The organism is Cedecea colo, assembly GCF_011808225.1.
Taxonomy (GTDB): Bacteria; Pseudomonadota; Gammaproteobacteria; order Enterobacterales; family Enterobacteriaceae; genus Dryocola; species Dryocola colo.
The window spans coordinates 27,633-46,911 of the sequence record NZ_SOYS01000001.1 but is presented as its reverse complement, the minus strand read 5'-3'; the positions used below and the strand labels follow the sequence as shown (position 1 = coordinate 46,911).

Sequence of the window (19,279 nt, the reverse complement as noted above, 5' to 3'; positions counted from 1 at the left end):
CGATAGTGTGCCATAATCTGGCGTCCGGGCATAACGAACTCCCATGTAATGTTTGCCGCTCATCAGGTCAGATTAAGGAAAAGTCATGCAACCCATTCAGGGGGCAACGCCTCGCCCTCCGGGAGAACCCGCTCCCGCGCCTTCTGCTACAGGCGAGTTACCGCTGTCATCTCAACAACGTACCGTGCTGGAACGCCTGATCACGCGTATCGTCGCGCTTAGCCAGTTGCAGAGCGCTGAGGTGTGGGCCGGGGTCAAACACGACCTGGGGTTAAAGAACGAGATGCCGCTCCTCTCGCGCCATTTCCCGGCCGCCGAGCAAAATCTCAACCAACGCCTGGCTGGCGTACAGACTACGCACGCCACGCGCCAGATTGTGCAGCAGCTCAGCGACCTGCTGCCGCAGGGAAATAATCGCCAGGCCGTAAGCGACTACATTCGCCGGGAGTTCGGCCACAGCGCGCTCAGCCAGCTTACGCCGCAGCAGTTAAAAAGCGTACTCACGCTGCTGCAAAATAACCAGTTAACCATTCCACAGCCGCAGCAGCGTCCGGCGACCGACCGCCCTCTGCTGCCTGCGGAACATAGCGCCCTGAATCAGCAGGTAGCGAAACTCACCGCGGCAACGGGTGAATCAGGAAAGCTTATCTGGCAGTCCATGCTGGAGCTGTCCGGCGTGAAGACCGGCGAGCTGATACCGGCTAAACACTTTACGCTGCTGACCACCTGGCTGCAGGCGCGCCAGACGTTAAGCCAGCAAGCCGCTCCCACTTTGCATGCCGTCCAGGCTGCGTTAAAACAGCCTTTAGAACCCGCAGAGTGGAAAGAGATAACGGACTATTCGCAGCAGCGTTTTCAGGCCACGCCGCAGACGCTGCTGACCACCGCCCAGGTGCAGGATATTTTGAACCAGGTATTTTTGAAGCGAGCCGAGCGCCACCAGGCGGCAGCGCTTGAAGTACAGAATATCCAGCCAATCTACAATCCCTTTATCGCGCCGTTCGTGGAGCCGTTTAAAGCCATTTCGGCACGGCCAGGGCTTTTGTTAATTGCGCTGATCGTAGTGATGGTTTTGTTGTGGATAGTTGTGTAACTTTGCCCCTCTTTGAAGGGGCAATGCCGCCGGGCGGCTGGCTTTGACGCTCATCCGCCCCGCCCTACAGCGTCCTTTAAATTACTTCCGGAAAGCCGCAAGCGTAACAACAATCCCTGCCACCGCAGAAATCGCGCCCGCCAGAAACACGGAAGAGTAGCCAAACGAAGTCGCTAATAGCCCCGCCAGCGGCCCGGTAATACCGTATGAGATATCCTGAAACGCGGCATAGCCGCCCAGCGCCGTCCCGCGAACCTGGGCGGGCACGCGTTTCACAACCTCAACGCCCAGCGCGGGGAAGATTAACGAACAGCCGCAGCCGGTTAACGCCGCGCCCAGCAGGGCAACCCAGGCAGCGGACGCCTGCCATAGCAGCACCAGACCAAGCGTCTCAATAGCTAACGAAACCAGCGCCACGCGCACGCCGCCAAAGCGGTCCGGCATCCAGCCGAATAATACGCGCATCATAACAAAAGCCCCGCCAAAGGCGCTCAGCGTAAAGCCCGCCCAGGCCCAGCCTTTTGCGGCAAAGTAGAGCGAGACAAATGCGCCGATAACCGCGAATCCCACGCCCTGTAATGCTAATCCCAGCCCCGGCTTCCAGATAAGGCCGACGACGGCGAACAGCGAAGGACGTTCACCTTTATGGGCCGGTACAGGATTAACTCGCCCGTTAAACAGCCAGGCGACTGGCGGCAGAACGAGGGTAGAGATCCCCAGCGCAACAAACCCCCACTGGCTGTTAAGAAACAGCCCCAGCGGGGCGCCAGCGGCTAACGCGCCATACATCGCCATGCCGTTCCACGACATGACTTTGCCCGAACGGGCCGGGCCAACCAGCCCCATTCCCCAGGTCAGGGTGCCGGTCAGCAGCTGGCTTTCGCCAAAACCGAGAATAAGCCGCCCGACGATAAGCAGCCCGAATTTGACCGCGTCTTCAACCGGCAGCAGCGCCGCCAACAGATAAGCGATGCCCGCCAGCGCACAGGCAAACATGCCCTGCATGGTTGAACGCTTTGCTCCTTGCCGATCGGCGAGTCGCCCCGCATAGCCACGCGTCAGAACCGTGGCAAGAAACTGAATGCCTACGGCGATGCCAACCATCATATTGCCGTAACCAAGCTGCTGATGAACAAACAGCGGAATAACGGGCAGCGGCAGGCCGACGGTCATATAGGTCAGAAAAATGGCAAAGGTAATTTTGAAAAGCTGTCGGTTAGCCGACTTCGTTTTTTTAAGGTGGGGCTCAGGTATAGCAGACATACTGCTTACTCCATTAACAGCAGAGTAAGGCGGGGAAACACCACGCCTCTCTATCTGATAGGTCAGATTAAAGGTGCGTTGGTTGACGTTAAACGCTTACGCATTATCGATAAAATAATGTTACGTCGGGCATAGTGCCTGCATTCAAACACAGCGTCAAGAAAGGTAAATATAAAAAAACGGGGCGTCCTGAGACACCCCGTTGCCAGATTTTACTGCGCTTATGCGTCGATTTTGCGCATCACCAGCGTGGCGTTGGTGCCGCCGAAGCCGAAGCTGTTGGACATTACCGTGTTCAGCTTACGCTCGGTTGTTTCGGTGATGATGTTCAGGCCTTTCGCCTGCTCGTCCAGCTCGTCAATATTGATGCTTGGGGCGATAAAGCCGTGTTCCAGCATCAGCAGAGAGTAGATAGCTTCCTGAACGCCTGCGGCACCCAGAGAGTGGCCGGTCATCGCTTTGGTTGCGGACATCGCCGGAGAGTTATCACCGAAGACTTCACGGATTGCGCCCAGTTCTTTCACATCGCCAACCGGCGTGGACGTTCCGTGGGTGTTCAGATAGTCAATCGACGTATCAATACCGTGCATTGCCATCTTCATGCAGCGCACCGCGCCTTCGCCTGATGGCGCAACCATGTCTGCGCCGTCGGACGTTGCGCCGTAGCCAACGATTTCAGCGTAGATGTGCGCGCCACGCGCCAGAGCGTGCTCCAGCTCTTCAACCACAACCATGCCGCCGCCGCCTGCGATAACGAAACCGTCACGGTACGCGTCATAGGTACGGGATGCTTTTTCTGGAGTTTCGTTGTATTTGGTGGAGAGTGCGCCCATCGCGTCAAATTCACAGGCCATTTCCCAGCCCAGCTCTTCGCCGCCGCCGGCAAATACGATGTCCTGTTTACCCAGCTGGATCTGCTCTACCGCATTACCGATGCAGTGTGCAGACGTGGCACATGCGGAGCTGATAGAGTAGTTCACACCGTGGATTTTGAACGGCGTGGCGAGGCAGGCGGAAACCGCTGAGCCCATCGCTTTGGTCACAACATATGGACCAACCGCTTTCAGGCCGCGCGGGCTGCGCATTGCGTCCGCACCGAATACCTGCGCTTTAGATGAACCACCGGAGCCGGCAATCAGGCCAACGCGCGGGTTGTTCTGGTAAACCTCTTCGCTCAGGCCAGCATCTGCGATAGCTTCCTGCATGGAAAGATAGGCATAGACAGAGGCATCGTTCATGAAACGAACCACTTTACGGTCAATCAAACCGGTGGTGTCCAGTTTGACGTTACCCCATACGTGGCTACGCATACCTGAATCTTTAAACTCTTCAGAGTAAGTGATCCCGGAGCGTCCTTCACGCAGAGATGCCAGGACTTCCTGCTGGTTATTACCGATGCTGGAAACGATGCCCAGGCCAGTAATCACTGCACGTTTCATTCAATACCTCTTCCACTGCACTATTTAGGATTTCGACTGGCACAATAGCGTACACTTGTACGCCGAACAAGTCCGATCAGCCAAATCGGCCTGAAATTTGCGCCGCTTCGCACACATCGTTACTATCGTTTCACTGCCTGCCAGACGAGTAACTTACGTGAAACACGCCCCTGTACAATCCGCCAGCCTTGGCTTCAACGAAGAGGGTACACCTGTATCCCGAGAATTTGATGACGTGTACTTCTCTAATGATAATGGACTGGAGGAAACTCGTTATGTCTTTCTGGGAGGAAACCGGCTGCCAGAGCGTTTCACAAGCCACGAGCGCTCACTCTTTACCGTAGCCGAAAGCGGCTTCGGTACTGGACTTAACTTTTTGACTTTATGGCAGACTTTTGAGGATTTCTGTGTAAAACAGCCTCATGCCACGCTCCAGCGTCTTCATTTTATTAGTTTTGAAAAATTTCCGCTCACCGTTGCCGATTTAGCGCTGGCACACGGCCACTGGCCGGAGCTGGCAGAGTTTGCCGAAGCGCTCCGGCAACGATGGCCGCTTCCCGTGGCCGGCTGTCATCGGCTGCTGCTGGCGCAAGGGCGCATCACGCTGGATCTGTGGTTTGGCGATATTAACGAACTGATACCCCAGCTGGATGACACTTTGACGAAACAGGTCGACGCCTGGTTCCTGGATGGTTTTGCCCCGTCGAAAAACCCGGATATGTGGACGCCAGGGCTGTTCAGCTCGATGGCGAAGCTGGCGCGCCCTGGCGGCACGCTGGCCACCTTTACCTGCGCCGGTTTCGTGCGCCGTGGGCTTATCGACGCCGGCTTCAGCATGACGAAAGCCAAAGGCTTCGGGCGCAAGCGCACCATGTTAACCGGAATAATGGAACAGGATCTCCTTCAACGGGCGCAAACCCCGTGGTATGCGCGCCCTCCGGCGCAGGGAAAAGAGGTGGCGATTGTCGGCGGCGGCATTGCCAGCGCCCTGCTCTCGCTTGCGCTGCTTCGTCGCGGCTGGCAGGTGACGCTTTACTGCGAAGATGAAGCGCCCGCGCAAGGCGCGTCCGGCAACCGTCAGGGCGCGCTTTACCCGTTGCTAAGCACGCATGACGCTTCGCTCACCAATTTCTTTGCCGCGGCTTTCACCTTCGCCCGCCGCCTGTATGATTCGCTGCCCGTTGAGTTCGATCACGACTGGTGCGGCGTTACGCAGCTCGGCTGGGATGAAAGAAGCCAGCATAAAATCGAGCAGATGCTAAGCCTGGCGTTTCCGCAGCCGCTTGCTCACGCCGTAGATAAAAAAACCGTTGCCGAAATTAGCGGGGTGGAAACAGGCTGCGGCGGCATCACCTATCCGCTGGGCGGCTGGCTGTGTCCGGCACAGCTTACCGCCGGCGCGCTGGAGCTGGCGCAGCAGCAAGGGCTGAAAACGTATTATCAGCATCGCGTTACGGCGCTGGATAAATCAGCCGCTGGCTGGAAGATAGAATTTGCAGACCAGGCGCCGCAACGGCACGCCGTCGTTGTGCTGGCGAACGGGCATAACGTTAATCAATTCCGGCAAACCGAAAAGCTGCCGGTTTCCGCAGTCGGCGGCCAGGTAAGCCATATCCCAACCAGCCCTGCCCTGGCAGCACTCCGCCAGGTGCTGTGTTACGACGGTTATCTGACACCGCTTAACCCGACCAATCAGCAGCATTGCATCGGCGCAAGCTACCACCGTGGCGTACAGGATATGTGCTACAGCGAGGAAGACCAGGAATATAATCGCCAGCGCCTGCTCAACTGCCTGCCGGAAGCCGACTGGCCGCAGGAGGTGGATATCACCGCAGGCGAAGCGCGCTGCGGCGTGCGCTGCGCCACACGCGATCATCTGCCGGTTATCGGCAGCGTAGCGGATTATAACCGTACGCTGGAAAGCTATGCTGAACTGGTTAACGGCAAAGATAACGCCGTCAGCGCGCCGGTCTACGACAATCTGTTTATGCTGGCAGGTCTGGGTTCGAGAGGCTTATGCACCGCCCCGCTGGCGGCAGAAATTCTGGCTGCGCAAATGAGCGACGAGCCGATCCCGCTTGATAGCGCAACGCTTGCGGCGCTAAGCCCGAATCGGTTTTGGGTGCGGAAGCTGCTGAAGGGGAAGGAAGTGCGTTAATTTTGTCGGAAGGCGCGGGTTGTCGGGTGGCGCTTACGCTTACCCGACCTACAAATTGTTGTGTAGGGTGGATAAGCGCAAGCGCCATCCACCGCCTGTGATGGATTACTGAAACTCCGCCTGCTGATACAGGTTATCCCACATGCCCAGCACCAGTGACTGGTCGCGCGGGGAAAGCTCGCCCGCCTGAATCGCTTTTGCCAGACTGCTGGAAACCATCGCGTGCAGCGCTTGCGGCGAGTGATCTTCCCCGTGCTCCAGCTCCGCTACCGCCAGCGTGAGATGGCCGCGCAGATAACCGCTGGCAAACAGCTCGTCATCCCCGGCGGTATCCACCATGCCATCAATTAACGCCAGAATGCGTGTTTCAAATTCCGCGATCATCGTACGTTCTTCCTCATTTGCAGGTAATTAGTTTAAATCTTCCGGCCAGGGGAACAGGTCTGCTGTTACCGGCGGGGTTTTATAATATTCACGCAGGGCGGCCATCAGGCGTGCCGGGCGTTCAGGGACGCCTTCCTCAAGCCAGGCCATGACCCGGGCGTGAACACGACGCTGAAACGCAACCCTGTCCGGCTCAAAATCACCGCTCAGATTGTCGCAGCTTACGTTAAACGGGAAGCCCGCCGCCACGCATAACAGCCATTCCAGCGCCTGGGGCTTCACTTCCACATCCTCGAACCTGCTTTGTGTCCCGGCATCGCGCCCGTCCGGGCAGTACCAGTAGCCGAAATCCACCAGTTCGCGGCGCGCTTTGCCGGCGATACACCAGTGTGAAATCTCGTGCAAACCGCTCGCATAATAACCGTGGGCGAAGACAATACGGTTGTACGGCACTTCTGCGTCTGCTGGAAGATAGATCGGTTCGTCGTCGCCTTTAATCAGACGGGTATTAAAATCGTCCTTAAAGCAGCTATCGAAAATATCGATCAGCTCCTGATAATGGTGTGCTGTGGTCATATTTACGCTACCCCCAACCAGTGGAGGATCTCCGTTCCATGGCTATCAAATAACAGTTTGGCACTCATCACCGCCGAGACAATAACTATCATCGGCCGGATAAGCTTCTGCCCCTTGCTTAATACCAGGCGCGATCCCATACGCGCGCCCAAAAATTGCCCGGCCATCATTACAAAGCCGGTTCCCCAAATCACTTTCCCGCCAATGATAAACAGCAGCAGCCCGCCGAGGTTCGACGTGGCGTTTAGCACTTTGGCATGCGCGGTAGATTTTGCGAGATTAAAGCCGCACAGCGTCACAAACGCCAGCGCGTAAAATGAACCCGCGCCGGGGCCGAAGAATCCATCGTAAAAACCTACGCAGCCACCCGCAATGAGCGCAAAAGGCAAGCCGTACAGGCGACGCTGCCTGTCTTCTTCACCGAGTTTTGGCATCAGCAAAAAGTACAGGCCGATACCGATCACCAGCAGCGGCAGGATCTGACGCAGCACGTCTGACTTAACGTGCTGAACCAGCAGCGCACCGGTTGTCGAGCCGAGAAACGTCATCGCGATATTGAGTTTCTGATCGGCAAGGTTTACCACTTTGCGACGAATAAAATAGAGCGAGGCTGAAACCGAACCGCCGCAGGCCTGCAGCTTGTTGGTGGCCAGCGCCTGCGCGGGTGACATACCGGCTGCCAGCAAAGCAGGCACGGTCAACAGCCCGCCGCCGCCCGCCAGCGCATCAATAAACCCTGCCAGCAGGGCGACAAAAAACAGCGCCACCAGCATCAGGGGCGAAACCATAAACCATTCCATCAGACTGATGACAAACCTCGTGCAGTTGGGAGGCGAAAAGTTCTCGCCAAAAAATTAACAAGGAAAACCAGTTTATTGATTTTCGTCTGCTTCCTAAAAACAAGGAAAAACAAAGGCTTCTCCTGCTTTGGCCGCAATTTTCATTCCATGAACTTATCCGTCAGAGCTCGTGGTTATCCAGTAAAGCCTGACAAGAGGCCGGAATGGGGGGAGGCGTTTTCTTTTTCGGCGGCGTACTGCCCGGAGCCGGAGGCGCAAACCAGCTTTGCAGTTCGGCACCGCAGCCGTCGCCAGGAGGCGGCAAAGGCTGATCTTCGCACTCAAGGCTGTCCGCCGGGCAGCGCAGGCGAACGTGCATATGCGCGCGATGGGCAAACCACGGACGAACTTTACGCAGCCAGTCGCGATCGGCCCCGGCGTTCAGGCAAAGCTGCTGCTTGATTGCAGGGTTGACGAAGATGCGCGTCACATCGTTATCCTTCGCCGCGAGCTTAATCAGGCTATCAATTTCCGGCTGCCACAGACGCTGGATAACGTGCTTGTCATCGCTCGCCACCAAATCCAGCGCCTGCGGTTTAAGCAACTGTGAAGATGTCCAGCGCGTTTTGGGCAGTTGCAGGAAGATATCGACATCCAGCCCGGTCTGGTGGCTGGCGTGTCCGGAGCTAAAGCGCCCGCCCGCGGCCATGCCCATATCGCCAATCAGCACCGTGCCCAGGCCAAGCTGATGCACCTGATTACTCAGGCGCTGAATAAACATCACTAAATCGGGATGGCCGAAATAGCGGCGCTGATCCTGACGCATAACCTGATAGCGGGCGTCGTTTAACGGCAGCTCGTGGGCGCCAACAATGCATCCATTGGAAAATGCGCCGATGGACTGCGGGCTGCCCGCAACCGGATGGCTGATTTTTTGCCACGGCGTGGCGGCAAGCGTTGCGGCGCTGGCAAGCAACGCCAGCAGCCCCACAAGAGCTATTTTCATCGCCTTACCAGCGCGGTAAAGAAGAGGTCACGTCGGCGTTTTGAGCACGCTGACGCAGCATGTGATCCAGCAGGACGATCGCCAGCATCGCTTCGGCGATCGGCACCGCACGGATCCCTACGCAGGGATCGTGACGGCCACGGGTGACCATCTCAACTTCTTCGCCTTCGCGGTTGATGGTGCGCCCGGGAACCATAATGCTGGAAGTGGGCTTCAGCGCCATATTCGCCACGATCTGCTGGCCGCTGCTGATGCCGCCGAGAATGCCGCCAGCGTGATTGCTCTGGAAACCTTCTTTGGTGATTTCATCGCGATTCTGGCTGCCGCGCAGGTTCACCACGCCAAAACCTTCGCCAATTTCAACGCCTTTCACCGCGTTAATGCTCATCAGCGCATGGGCGATATCCGCATCTAAACGGTCAAATACCGGCTCGCCCAGGCCCGGCGGCACGTTATCGGCAACCACGGTGACTTTCGCCCCGATAGAATCGCCTTCTTTTTTCAGCGCGCGCATCAGTTCGTCGAGGGTTTCGATTTTGTCCGGATCCGGGCAGAAGAACGGGTTCTGTTCCACCTGCTGCCAGTCTTTGATTTCAAGCGGCACGTCGCCCATTTGCGTCAGACAGCCGCGAATGGTGATGCCGTATTTATGCGCCAGGTATTTTTTGGCGATGGCGCCCGCCGCCACGCGCATGGCGGTTTCACGCGCGGAAGAACGACCGCCGCCACGGTAATCGCGCAGGCCGTATTTTTGTTCGTAGGTGTAATCAGCGTGCCCCGGACGGAACACATCTTTGATGGCGCTGTAATCCTGAGAGCGCTGATCGGTATTTTCAATCAGCAGGCCGATGCTGGTGCCGGTGGTTACGCCTTCAAATACGCCAGACAGAATTTTTACCTGGTCCGGCTCGCGACGCTGCGTGGTGTAGCGAGAAGTGCCCGGGCGGCGGCGATCGAGATCGTGTTGCAGGTCAGCTTCTGTAAGAGGAATGCCCGGCGGCACGCCGTCCACAATACAACCCAGCGCGATGCCGTGGGATTCACCAAATGTCGTTACGCGAAATACTTGTCCAATGCTGTTTCCTGCCATCACGGCTCCTTTCATACCGTTGTTGTCATTGTTGTGCTGCGAGCGAAATGGCGACGGGCCTTACGGCCCGCCTCAGACTGACGACAAAGCTCATCGAGTCGCAGGATAAGCCTGCATCACCAATCAAAAAACAAGGAAAATCAATTCATTGATTTTCGGCTGATAACGATAAAGAAGGGAAAACCACGCTTTTTCCTTCTTTGTCAGCAACCTTCGACGGGCCTTACGGCCCGCCTGCACAGATTAATCTTTATAGATGCTGAAATGTTCGCGAGCCGCAATAAGCTGCGATTTGGTCAGCATAAAGACGCCGTCACCGCCGTTATCGAACTCAAGCCAGGTGAAAGGCACGTCCGGGTACTGCTCCATCAGATGTATCATGCTGTTACCCACTTCACAAATCAGAATCCCGCCGTCGGCCAGATAATCCGGCGCGCAGGCCAGAATGCGACGCGCCAGTTTCAGGCCATCGCTGCCTGCCGCAAGCCCCAGCTCAGGCTCAAAGCGGAACTCGCCCGGCAGATCGGACATATCTTCCGCATCAACGTACGGCGGATTAGTGACGATAATATCGTACTGCACTTTCGGCAGGTCGCGGAACAGGTCTGAGCGGATTGGCGTCACCTGGTTTTCCAGACCGTGTTCGGCGATGTTTTGCTCGGCCACCGCCAGCGCGTCAAGAGAGATATCTACCGCGTCCACTTCGGTATTAGTGAATTCATACGCGCAGGCAATGGCGATACAGCCGCTGCCGGTACACATATCCAGAATGTGCTGTGGCTCGGCGTCGTAAAGACCGGCAAAACGGTTAGTGATCAGCTCACCGATCGGTGAACGCGGCACCAGCACACGCTCGTCCACATAGAATTCGTGGCCGCAGAACCAGGCTTTGTTGGTGAGGTAGGCGACCGGAATGCGCTCGTTCACACGGCGGATCACGCGCTCAACGATGCGATGACGCTCGCTGGGAGTCAGACGTGCGGTGCGCATATCTTCAGGAATATCCAGCGGCAGATAGAGGCTTGGCAGCACCAGCTGAACGGCTTCATCCCACGGGTTGTCGGTGCCGTGACCATACCAGATGTTGGCGGCGCTAAAGCGGCTGACTGCCCAGCGCAGCATATCCTGAATGGTGTGCAGTTCATTCACTGCCTCATCGACGAAAATTTTATCCACGTTGCCCTCCGCAGGCCGTTCGCGCTAATTCAATAATCGATTAGTTTGCCATGAAGGTCGCGACAAATCAGCATGCAATCACCGTAGCGGGGTGGAAATTTGCGTTTTATTTAGTGGTGAGCGCCAAAGCAGGTAAACTGACGTCAAAGCAGATGCAAGACGAGAAAGCGATGAAGAAGAAACCTCCGCTCAGCGTTGACGAAAGGAACCTTTTCCGTGACTTGATGAGCGGCACGAAGAAACTTGCCCAGGACACTATTGTCCACCGCCCGGTGCGCAAAAAGATCCAGGAAGTACCGGTGAAACGGCTGTTGCAGGAGCAGGCCGACGCCAGCCATTACTTTTCCGACGAATTCCAGCCAAGACTGGCGTCTGAAGGCCCTACTCGCTATGTCCGTGAAGACGTTAGCCATTTCGAATTAAAAAAGATCCGCCGGGGAGATTATTCCCCCGAGCTGTTTTTGGATTTGCACGGCCTGACGCAGCTTCAGGCAAAGCAAGAGCTGGGCGCGTTAATCGCCGCCTGTCGCCGTGAACACGTGTTTTGCGCCTGCGTAATGCACGGCCATGGTAAACATATATTAAAGCAGCAAACGCCGCTGTGGCTCGCTCAGCATCCGCATGTGATGGCCTTTCATCAGGCACCGAAAGAGTACGGCGGTGATGCGGCTTTGCTGGTATTGATTGAAGTCGAGGAGTGGCAGCCGCCGGAGTTGCCTTAGCTTCAGCATTGACTGGAACCCTCAGCCCTGAAGGGAAAGGGAGAAGAAAAGTGATAGCCTTCTCCTCTTCAGACAGGGAGAAAGTGATAACCCTCTCCCTGTCTAAGAGAGAAAAACAAGAAAAGCCGCATTTCGCGGCTCTTTTTTCATGCTTACGGCTGTCAGATAGCTTTCGCTATTTTCAGATTGCAGGGACTCATCTGCCAGTTAAACACCCCTTTTCCGGTTTGGGCATCCAGCGTTACGCTGGCGATAGCCGAGGTGCTGAACATCGGCGGGGTTTCTTCAGGACAGAGTTCAGACACCAGGTAACCCACCAACGGCAGGTGAGAAACCACCAGCGCCGATTCAACGCCTTCATTGGCCAGGGCCTGCAGATAGCAGCTTACCAGGCCAACATCGCCGCACGGGGTCAGTTCCGGCAGGATGTCTTCTTTTTCCGGGAGATTAAGCGCTTCCCGCACCACGCCCAGGGTCTGTTCAGCTCGCAGGTAAGGGCTCACCAGAACACGTTCGATATCCGCTACCTGACTTTTTAACCAGGTCGCCATAACACGGGATTCGTCACAGCCACATTGGGTCAAAGGACGTACCGAGTCGCTGGCGGCATCGAGTGCTGCGTCGCCATGACGCATGATAAAAACTTGCATATTGCACCGCTTTTGTTAACCAGGAATGCCGTAACACACCCTTTCAGCAGAGAGGATATATTCAGCAGCCGGGCATTGTGCCTTATTCGTATTCCGAATGAAACGCTGTTTTTTACTCCAATGCTGCAAGTATAGTCAATCATAGTTTACAAAATGATCGACCAGCGTCCGTTCACCGAGTTTATAACCCTCCCCCTGGGGAGGCAAAACTCATGCTTCTTTGACCCCAATTTCTGCTTCTTGTTTCAGCGAATCATTGAAAGCGAGGTTATTCCCGGCCATCGTTAACAGCCTGTCGCAGGGTGAAAACCGCTCGCCGTACTGGCTGGAAAGGCGTTGCAGCGTTGCGACAATTTCACCCGCGCCTGTGCTATCCATATAGCGGAACGGACCGCCGAGGAACGGCGGGAAACCAATACCAAATACGGCGCCAATATCGCCGTCGCGAGCGCTGCGCACAACGCCTTCATCAAGGCAACGGGCAGCTTCATTGAGCATCATCATCACGCAGCGTTCGGCAATAGCTTTTGCTTCCAGCCGCCCCTTCGGCGTTACGCCAATAAGCTTATAAATTGCAGGGTCGACCTGCTTTTTGCTTTTACGCCCTTTCGGGTCATAAAGATAGAAACCGCGACCATTTTTTCTCCCTTTGCGATCGTCGTTCAATATTGCTGCAATCGCATCCGGGGCGGCAAAGCGCTCGCCGTAAGCCTGCTGAAGAATTGGGCTAATTTTAGTTCCCACGTCGATTCCCACCTCATCCAAAAGTTGGATTGGGCCAACGGGGAAGCCAAATTTGACCAGCGCCTCGTCGATTTTATCGACGGGCTCTCCTTCTACCAGGCAACGCATCGCTTCGTTGACATACGGAGCCAGGATACGGTTAACGTAAAACCCTGCGCTGTCCCCAACCACAATCGGCGTTTTACCCTGTTTCTTCGCCAGGGCAACGGTTGTGGCAATCGTTTGTGCAGAAGTACCGGCATGGGGAATAACCTCCACCAGCGGCATTTTGTCTACCGGGCTGAAATAGTGCAGGCCGATAACCTGTTCCGGACGCGCGGCGTTAGCGGCAATATCTGCGATAGGCAATGAAGATGTGTTAGAGGCGAAAACCGTCTGCGGCGCGGCGTGCTGTTCAATTTCTGCCACCATTTTTTGCTTCAGCGCCAGATCTTCAAACACGGCTTCCACCACGATATCGCGGCTGTGAAAACCGCTGTAATCCGTTCCGCCAGAAATACGTGCCATCTCGCGCTGACGCTCTGCCGCTTTCATATGGCGGCGGCGCACTTTTTTATCCAGCAGATCCCAACTGTATTGCAGCGCGTGATTAATGCCTTCGTTGCCGATGTCTTTGATGCGCACTGGAAGATGGCCTTTCGTCGCCGTGACGTAAGCGATACCGCCGCCCATCAATCCGCCGCCCAGCACGCCAACCGCATGAATTGAACGAGGCGCAGCATCGCTGCCATGCTCTTTTTTCAGTTCCGTGCTGGCAAAGAATATCCCACGCAGCGCGGCGGACTGCGGCGTCATCGCCAGCTCGCCAAAGGCTTTTGCCTCAGCCTCGTAGCCGCTGTGCGCTCCCTGCTCCAGCCCGAGTTTTATCACCTCAAGCACGCGCCGCGTGGCCGGGTAGTTGCCTTTAGTTTTTTGTTCCGTTTTTTTGCTCACGATGTTGAACAACAGCGAGCGTCCAAGTGGACCGGCAAGAACCCGTTCGCGAACGGGTAAAACTCGTGCAGGCTTACGGCCCTTGAGCGCCAGCTCAACGGCGGCATTAAGCAAAATGGATTGCGGAACAACATCGTCAACCAGCCCCAGCTTCAGCGCCTGACGAGGGCGTAGCTGCTTGCCGGTGAGGATGGTGTCCAGCGCGTTGCTCACGCCAATCAGACGCGGCAAACGCTGCGTGCCGCCAGAGCCGGGCAGCAGGCCCAGCTGTACCTCCGGCAGCCCCAGCTTCGTTTTTTCATCGTCGGTACAGATTCTTGCATGACAGGCCAGCGCCAGCTCAAGCCCGCCGCCAAGACAGGCGCCATGAATTGCCGCCACCACCGGGACCGGCAGCGCGGCGATCTCTGCCATAATCTGCTGGCCCTGGCGCGCCAAATCCTGCGCTTCCTGCGCGGTCTGGCAGCCCGCAATCATATTGATATCCGCGCCCGCAATAAAGTTATCGGGCTTACCGGAAATAAACACCAGGCCTTGCAGGCTGTTGTTATCCCTCACCTGTTTGATAAGGGCGTGAACCTCAGGGCCAAACGATGCTTTGAGAGTGTTCATTTTTTCGCCTGGCACATCAATCGTGACCACCGCGACGTTGTCAGGTCGAATATGCAGTGAGAATGCGTTGATTTGTTCCATTATTCGACCTCCAGAACCATTGCTGCACCCAGCCCGCCCGCCGCGCAGGCGGTCACCAGCCCCAAACCTCCGCCGCGACGGCGAAGCTCATGCAGCGTTTGCGTAATCATGCGCGCCCCCGTTGCGGCAAAGGGATGCCCATAAGCAATCGAACCGCCGAGCACGTTAAATTTTGCCTCGTCCACTTCGCCGGTAGCATGAGATCGCCCCAGCACATCGCGTGCAAAGCGTTCGCTGGAAAGCATTTTCAAATTGGCGAGCGTCTGGGCCGCAAACGCTTCGTGCATATCAAACAGGGTTAAATCGTTAAGGGTAATACCCGCTCTTTCCAGCGCCAGCGGCGTGGCCCATGCCGGGCCTGACAACATATCTTTCCAGACATCGACCGCGGTGAAAGCATAGCTGCGCAAAAAACCCAGCGGTTTGAGGCCAAGCTCTTTGGCCCGGGATTCAGTCATCAGGATGACTGCGGCCGCACCGTCGGTTAATGGCGTGCTGTTAGCCGCGGTCACCGTTCCGTGTTTACGGTCAAAAGCCGGACGAAGCTTTGCGTAATCTGCAAGCGATGAATTTTTACGCACAACGTTATCTTCGCTAAGCGGCTGACGATATGGTGGAATAAAAGCCGTCATCACCTCATCGGCCAGCTTTCCTTCCTGCCAGGCGAGCGCCGCACGCTCGTGAGAACGGTGCGCGAGAGCATCCTGCTGTTCGCGAGTAATCCCGTGCGTTTTCGCCATTTGCTCGGCGGTATCGCCCATTCTCAGGCCGGTGGAATATTCAGCGACCGCCGGGGGAACGGGCAGGAGATCGCGTGGACGCAGGCGGGAAAAGAGTTTCAGACGCTGAGCAAAAGTGCGGGCTTTATTCACATCCACTAACGTGCGGCCCAGCTTTTTGCTTACGCCAATCGGCAGGACGGAAGACGAGTCCGCCCCGCCTGCAATGCCGGCGCGGATAGTACCGGCCAGCAGGCTTTCGGCTACGTTTGCGACGGCCTGAAAGCTGGTTGCACAGGCCCGGCTCACGCTGTAGGCGTCCGTGTGCACGCTCATGCCGGTGCCGAGGACGATTTCACGGGCGATGTTCGGCGCTTCGGGCATCTGTACAACCTGGCCGAAAACGAGTTGCTCGATGATTTCGGGGGAAATTTCACTGCGTGCCAGCAGCTCGCTGACCACCATATTGCCAAGATCGATTGCGGGAATGCCGTGGAACGTGGTCGCCTGACGGGCAAATGGCGTGCGCAAACCACTGACGATGGCAATGCGGTCACCCTGGCGGGTCACCAGCGGAAGTGCCTGACTCATAACGCTCCCCTGTTAAAAATTGTAAACAGACGCAAAGTGGTCTGACCTGATCACAGTTTTAACCAAAAAGTTACATTCAGCCAACCGGGCGACTAAAAAATTGGGAGGATGGACACGCTTTGGCAGAGGAAAAGACTGAGACTGATGACCAACCTCCCGGCGTCACAAAATTAAAGAAGGCGTCATTTAAAACCAAGCAAAATCAAGCCACTGATTTTCGGCTGATGACCGCAAAGAAGGAAAACCCATGCTTTTTCCTTCTTTGTCAGCAACTTAACGCTCCCGGCAACAGAGCGTGAGGAAAAATTAACGCAGGCCGAGCTGGAAGATCATGGTTTCAGCCTGGCAGCTGAAGACGAAGTCAATATCCAGACGCACGCCTTCGTCGGCCTCTGTATAACGCGGAACTATCTGGCATGGCTCAGATTCAACTTCACGGGCCTTTGCGCTCAGCGCGGCCAGCGTTTCGTCTGCCTGTGCTTTGTCGGCGAAAACGCGGCTGTACGTCGCGGTGCAGTCGGTGTTGTCAATAATGGAGCCGACGTCAATACAGCAGCAAACCGGGGTTTCATCGGCGGTATTTTTACTCATTATGATTTCCTCTGTATACAAAGCCAAAACGGATTCAACAATAGCTGCTTATTTTACGCTCCCCGTTGAAGCCTCTCCAGTCGTTAATTTTTCCTGCGTCCGTAAGTGACCAAAATCACACTTAAAAATGATCTAAAACAAAATTCATACCTTTGAGTGAATAGCCCTGGCCGCTATTTTGCCGGGCGGATCTCGTTTTCATGATCAACTTTGAAAAAATTTAGATACAAACTTGCAACATACCATCTGGTCAGACCTATACTCTCGCCACTGGTCTGCTTTCTCTGTATTCGATCGGTCCCTACTATTCGCGCTCCTGTTACCATGTGTAACGTTATTTGTATAAAAATAAATCTATGAGGTTTTGGTCATGAGCCAGAAAAACCTGTTTACAAAATCAGCCCTCGCGGTTGCAGTGGCAATTGTTTCCTCGCAGGCGTACTCAGCCGGCTTTCAGTTAAACGAGTTCTCTTCCTCTGGCCTTGGCCGAGCGTATTCAGGGGAAGGTGCGGTTGCGGACAATGCGGGCTCAGCCAGCCGTAACCCTGCTCTTATTATGATGTTCGACCGTCCGTCATTTTCCGGCGGTGCGATATTTGTCGATCCGGACGTCAATATCTCCGGCAGATCGCCATCAACCCGCAGCACCGACGCGGATAACATCGCGCCGACGGCCTGGGTACCTAACCTGCATTTCGTCACGCCAATTAATGAACAGTTTGGTATCGGCGCGTCCCTGACCTCCAACTACGGCCTGGCGACAGAGTTTAATAATGGATACACGGCGGGTTCCGTTGCCGGTAAAACTGACCTGGAAACGTTAAACCTGAACCTCAGCGGCGCTTACCGTTTAAACAATAACTGGAGCTTCGGCGTTGGTTTTGATGCGGTTTATGCCCGCGCGAAAATCGAACGCTATGCCGGTGACTTGCCGCAGCTGATCGCGGGTTCTGGTGCGCTGCCGCCAGCGCTGGCAGGCCCGGTATCCCAGATCCCAGCGGATACGCAAATCGCCCGTTTGAAAGGTGACGAGTGGGGCTTCGGCTGGAACGCCGGTATCCTTTATGAAATCGATAAAGACAACCGCTACGGCTTTACCTACCGTTCTGAAGTAAAAGTCGACTTCGACGGCGACTATAAGAGCAGCCTGCCTGCCGCCTACAACCCGTTGTTGTCTAACTTTGGCTTACCGGCTGGCACCAACGGACAAACTGTCCCTGGTTCTCTGACTCTGAACCTGCCTGAAATGTGGGAGCTGTCTGGTTACAACAAAGTCGCGCCGCAGTGGGCTATCCACTACAGCCTGACCTACACCAGCTGGAGCCAGTTCCAGGAGCTGAAAGCAACCGGCAGCGATGGCCAGACGCTGTTCCAGAAAGATGAAAAATTCAAGGATGCGTACCGCATTGCGCTGGGTACTACCTACTTTATGGATAAGAACTGGACCTTCCGTACCGGTATCGCATTTGACGATAGCCCGGTTCCGGCAAACAACCGTTCCATCTCCATTCCGGATCAGGACCGCCTGTGGCTGAGCGCGGGTACAACCTATGCGTTTAACGACGACGCGTCTGTTGACCTCGGCATTTCCTACATGCACGGCCAGCACGTGAAAATCCAGGATGGCCCGTATACCTTCAGTTCAGAAGGGAAAGCCTGGCTGTACGGCATGAACTTCAACTACGCGTTCTAACCAACGCGCAGAAACGAAAAAGGCGAACCGAGGTTCGCCTTAGCTTACTGACAAAGAAGGAAAAAGCGTGGTTTCTCCTTCTTTGTGGTTATCAGCCGAAAATCAATTGCTTGATTTTCCTTATTTTTTATTCGGTGGTATAGGTTCAACCTGTGCTGGTTGAAAGTTTGTCATCAGTCTGAGGCGAACCGAGGTTCGCCTTTTTTATGCCCGCCGTTTACTGCGAATCGATGTCTTTCAGATCGTCCTGAATCAACGCCGCATTCGGGTTGACCTGTGGAGCAAGCTTGCCGCCGTTGGCGATAAAATCATGGCGCTGGAAGTAGGCTTCACGCACCATAATGTACGGATCGGAAGACTGTTTAAGCAGCCCGTCAGAATCCAGCAGCTGCGCGCGGGTTTCGATACCTTCAATCGTCCATTTACCGATAGACATCGGCCAGGTCAGCCATGACAGCACCGGATAGAGCGTATCCGCATAATCGCCGCCTTCATCACGCAGCGTAAAACTGCCATAGAACGGCAGTTGAACATACGGGCCATAGCCGACGCCATAATGGCCAAGCGTTGAGCCAAAGCGATGCGGCTCTTCACGCTGCAGTTTCGTATTCGCCATGCCGGCCACGTCGATAAAACCGCCCATGCCAAGCAGGGAGTTCAGGAAGAAGCGGGTAAAGTGCACCATGCCCTGATACGGGTCGCCTTGCAGAAAATAGTTCACCATGACGGCGGGTTCTTCAAGGTTGCTGGTAAAGTTGCTTAACCCGTTACGCGCAGGTTGCGGCACATAATCACGCCAGGCAACGGCGACAGGACGAACGATATACGGATCCAACACGTTAAAGTTGAAGTTGTACATCGTGCGGTTGAACCCTTCAAACGGGTCCGAGCGCCCCTGTGGTTCCTGGTCGCCGGAGCTGGCGCAGCCGACTAATAACGTCGTGGCCAGAGCCAGCCCGGTCAGGCGAAAATTCATATG

The 19,279-nt window shown here is 55.7% G+C and carries 17 protein-coding genes; 4 read left to right on the top strand and 13 right to left on the bottom strand.

The window, feature by feature from the left end; all coding sequences use genetic code 11:
* The first annotated feature begins 85 nt into the window (after positions 1-85).
* Complete coding sequence (flk, locus tag E2L00_RS00225) at positions 86-1,093, top strand: flagella biosynthesis regulator Flk (RefSeq protein WP_167605448.1); 1,008 nt, start codon at positions 86-88, stop codon at positions 1,091-1,093.
* An 81-nt stretch (positions 1,094-1,174) separates the two neighbouring features.
* Here flk and E2L00_RS00220 read toward each other — a convergent pair whose 3' ends face one another.
* Complete coding sequence (locus tag E2L00_RS00220) at positions 1,175-2,356, bottom strand: MFS transporter (RefSeq protein WP_167605446.1); 1,182 nt, start codon at positions 2,354-2,356, stop codon at positions 1,175-1,177.
* Between the two features lie 221 nt (positions 2,357-2,577).
* On the bottom strand, positions 2,578-3,795 hold the full coding sequence (fabB, locus tag E2L00_RS00215) for a beta-ketoacyl-ACP synthase I (protein WP_167605444.1): 1,218 nt from the start codon (positions 3,793-3,795) through the stop codon (positions 2,578-2,580).
* 157 nt (positions 3,796-3,952) lie between these two features.
* On the opposite strand from fabB, the gene mnmC reads away from it, so the two are divergent.
* Entirely contained in the window at positions 3,953-5,953 is a 2,001-nt protein-coding gene (gene mnmC / locus E2L00_RS00210; protein WP_338031866.1) for a bifunctional tRNA (5-methylaminomethyl-2-thiouridine)(34)-methyltransferase MnmC2/FAD-dependent 5-carboxymethylaminomethyl-2-thiouridine(34) oxidoreductase MnmC1, read from the top strand.
* A 105-nt stretch (positions 5,954-6,058) separates the two neighbouring features.
* Here the strand turns inward: mnmC and E2L00_RS00205 are convergent, their stop codons facing one another.
* From E2L00_RS00205 to prmB, 6 genes are all read right to left on the bottom strand, one after another.
* The gene (locus E2L00_RS00205; protein ID WP_167605440.1) at positions 6,059-6,337 is read right to left on the bottom strand and encodes a YfcL family protein; all 279 of its coding nucleotides are present in this window, start codon (positions 6,335-6,337) and stop codon (positions 6,059-6,061) included.
* Positions 6,338-6,364: 27 nt separating this feature from the next.
* A complete protein-coding gene (locus tag E2L00_RS00200; protein ID WP_167605439.1) occupies positions 6,365-6,913 on the bottom strand; it encodes an elongation factor P hydroxylase in 549 nt (182 codons plus the stop codon).
* 2 nt (positions 6,914-6,915) lie between these two features.
* Positions 6,916-7,713 carry a sulfite exporter TauE/SafE family protein gene (locus E2L00_RS00195; RefSeq protein WP_167605436.1) on the bottom strand — a complete coding sequence of 266 codons (798 nt, stop codon included), beginning with the start codon at positions 7,711-7,713 and terminating at the stop codon, positions 6,916-6,918.
* 160 nt (positions 7,714-7,873) lie between these two features.
* The gene (mepA, locus tag E2L00_RS00190; RefSeq protein ID WP_167605434.1) at positions 7,874-8,698 is read right to left on the bottom strand and encodes a penicillin-insensitive murein endopeptidase; all 825 of its coding nucleotides are present in this window, start codon (positions 8,696-8,698) and stop codon (positions 7,874-7,876) included.
* A gap of 4 nt (positions 8,699-8,702) precedes the next feature.
* Positions 8,703-9,788 (bottom strand): chorismate synthase, encoded by a 1,086-nt coding sequence (gene aroC / locus E2L00_RS00185; RefSeq protein ID WP_167605432.1) that lies wholly within the window; start codon positions 9,786-9,788, stop codon positions 8,703-8,705.
* 243 nt (positions 9,789-10,031) lie between these two features.
* On the bottom strand, positions 10,032-10,964 hold the full coding sequence (gene prmB / locus E2L00_RS00180; protein WP_167605430.1) for a 50S ribosomal protein L3 N(5)-glutamine methyltransferase: 933 nt from the start codon (positions 10,962-10,964) through the stop codon (positions 10,032-10,034).
* A gap of 170 nt (positions 10,965-11,134) precedes the next feature.
* Here prmB and smrB point away from each other — a divergent pair, with 170 nt between their 5' ends.
* Positions 11,135-11,686, top strand: a complete 552-nt coding sequence (gene smrB, locus E2L00_RS00175) for an endonuclease SmrB (protein WP_167607468.1) — start codon at positions 11,135-11,137, stop codon at positions 11,684-11,686.
* A 161-nt stretch (positions 11,687-11,847) separates the two neighbouring features.
* Here smrB and sixA read toward each other — a convergent pair whose 3' ends face one another.
* From sixA to E2L00_RS00155, 4 genes are all read right to left on the bottom strand, one after another.
* Positions 11,848-12,336: a phosphohistidine phosphatase SixA gene (gene sixA / locus E2L00_RS00170; protein ID WP_167605428.1), complete on the bottom strand. Its 489-nt coding sequence runs from the start codon at positions 12,334-12,336 to the stop codon at positions 11,848-11,850.
* 210 nt (positions 12,337-12,546) lie between these two features.
* Positions 12,547-14,706: a fatty acid oxidation complex subunit alpha FadJ gene (gene fadJ, locus E2L00_RS00165; RefSeq protein ID WP_167605426.1), complete on the bottom strand. Its 2,160-nt coding sequence runs from the start codon at positions 14,704-14,706 to the stop codon at positions 12,547-12,549.
* On the bottom strand, positions 14,706-16,016 hold the full coding sequence (gene fadI, locus E2L00_RS00160; protein ID WP_167605424.1) for an acetyl-CoA C-acyltransferase FadI: 1,311 nt from the start codon (positions 16,014-16,016) through the stop codon (positions 14,706-14,708). Before fadI ends, fadJ begins: the two co-directional genes overlap by 1 nt.
* A gap of 306 nt (positions 16,017-16,322) precedes the next feature.
* Positions 16,323-16,607, bottom strand: coding sequence for a YfcZ/YiiS family protein (locus E2L00_RS00155; protein ID WP_167605422.1), 285 nt, complete (start codon positions 16,605-16,607; stop codon positions 16,323-16,325).
* A 370-nt stretch (positions 16,608-16,977) separates the two neighbouring features.
* On the opposite strand from E2L00_RS00155, the gene fadL reads away from it, so the two are divergent.
* Positions 16,978-18,300: a long-chain fatty acid transporter FadL gene (gene fadL / locus E2L00_RS00150; protein ID WP_167605420.1), complete on the top strand. Its 1,323-nt coding sequence runs from the start codon at positions 16,978-16,980 to the stop codon at positions 18,298-18,300.
* A 217-nt stretch (positions 18,301-18,517) separates the two neighbouring features.
* On the opposite strand, the gene mlaA is transcribed toward fadL, so the two are convergent.
* The gene (gene mlaA / locus E2L00_RS00145; protein WP_167605418.1) at positions 18,518-19,276 is read right to left on the bottom strand and encodes a phospholipid-binding lipoprotein MlaA; all 759 of its coding nucleotides are present in this window, start codon (positions 19,274-19,276) and stop codon (positions 18,518-18,520) included.
* Positions 19,277-19,279 lie beyond the last annotated feature (3 nt).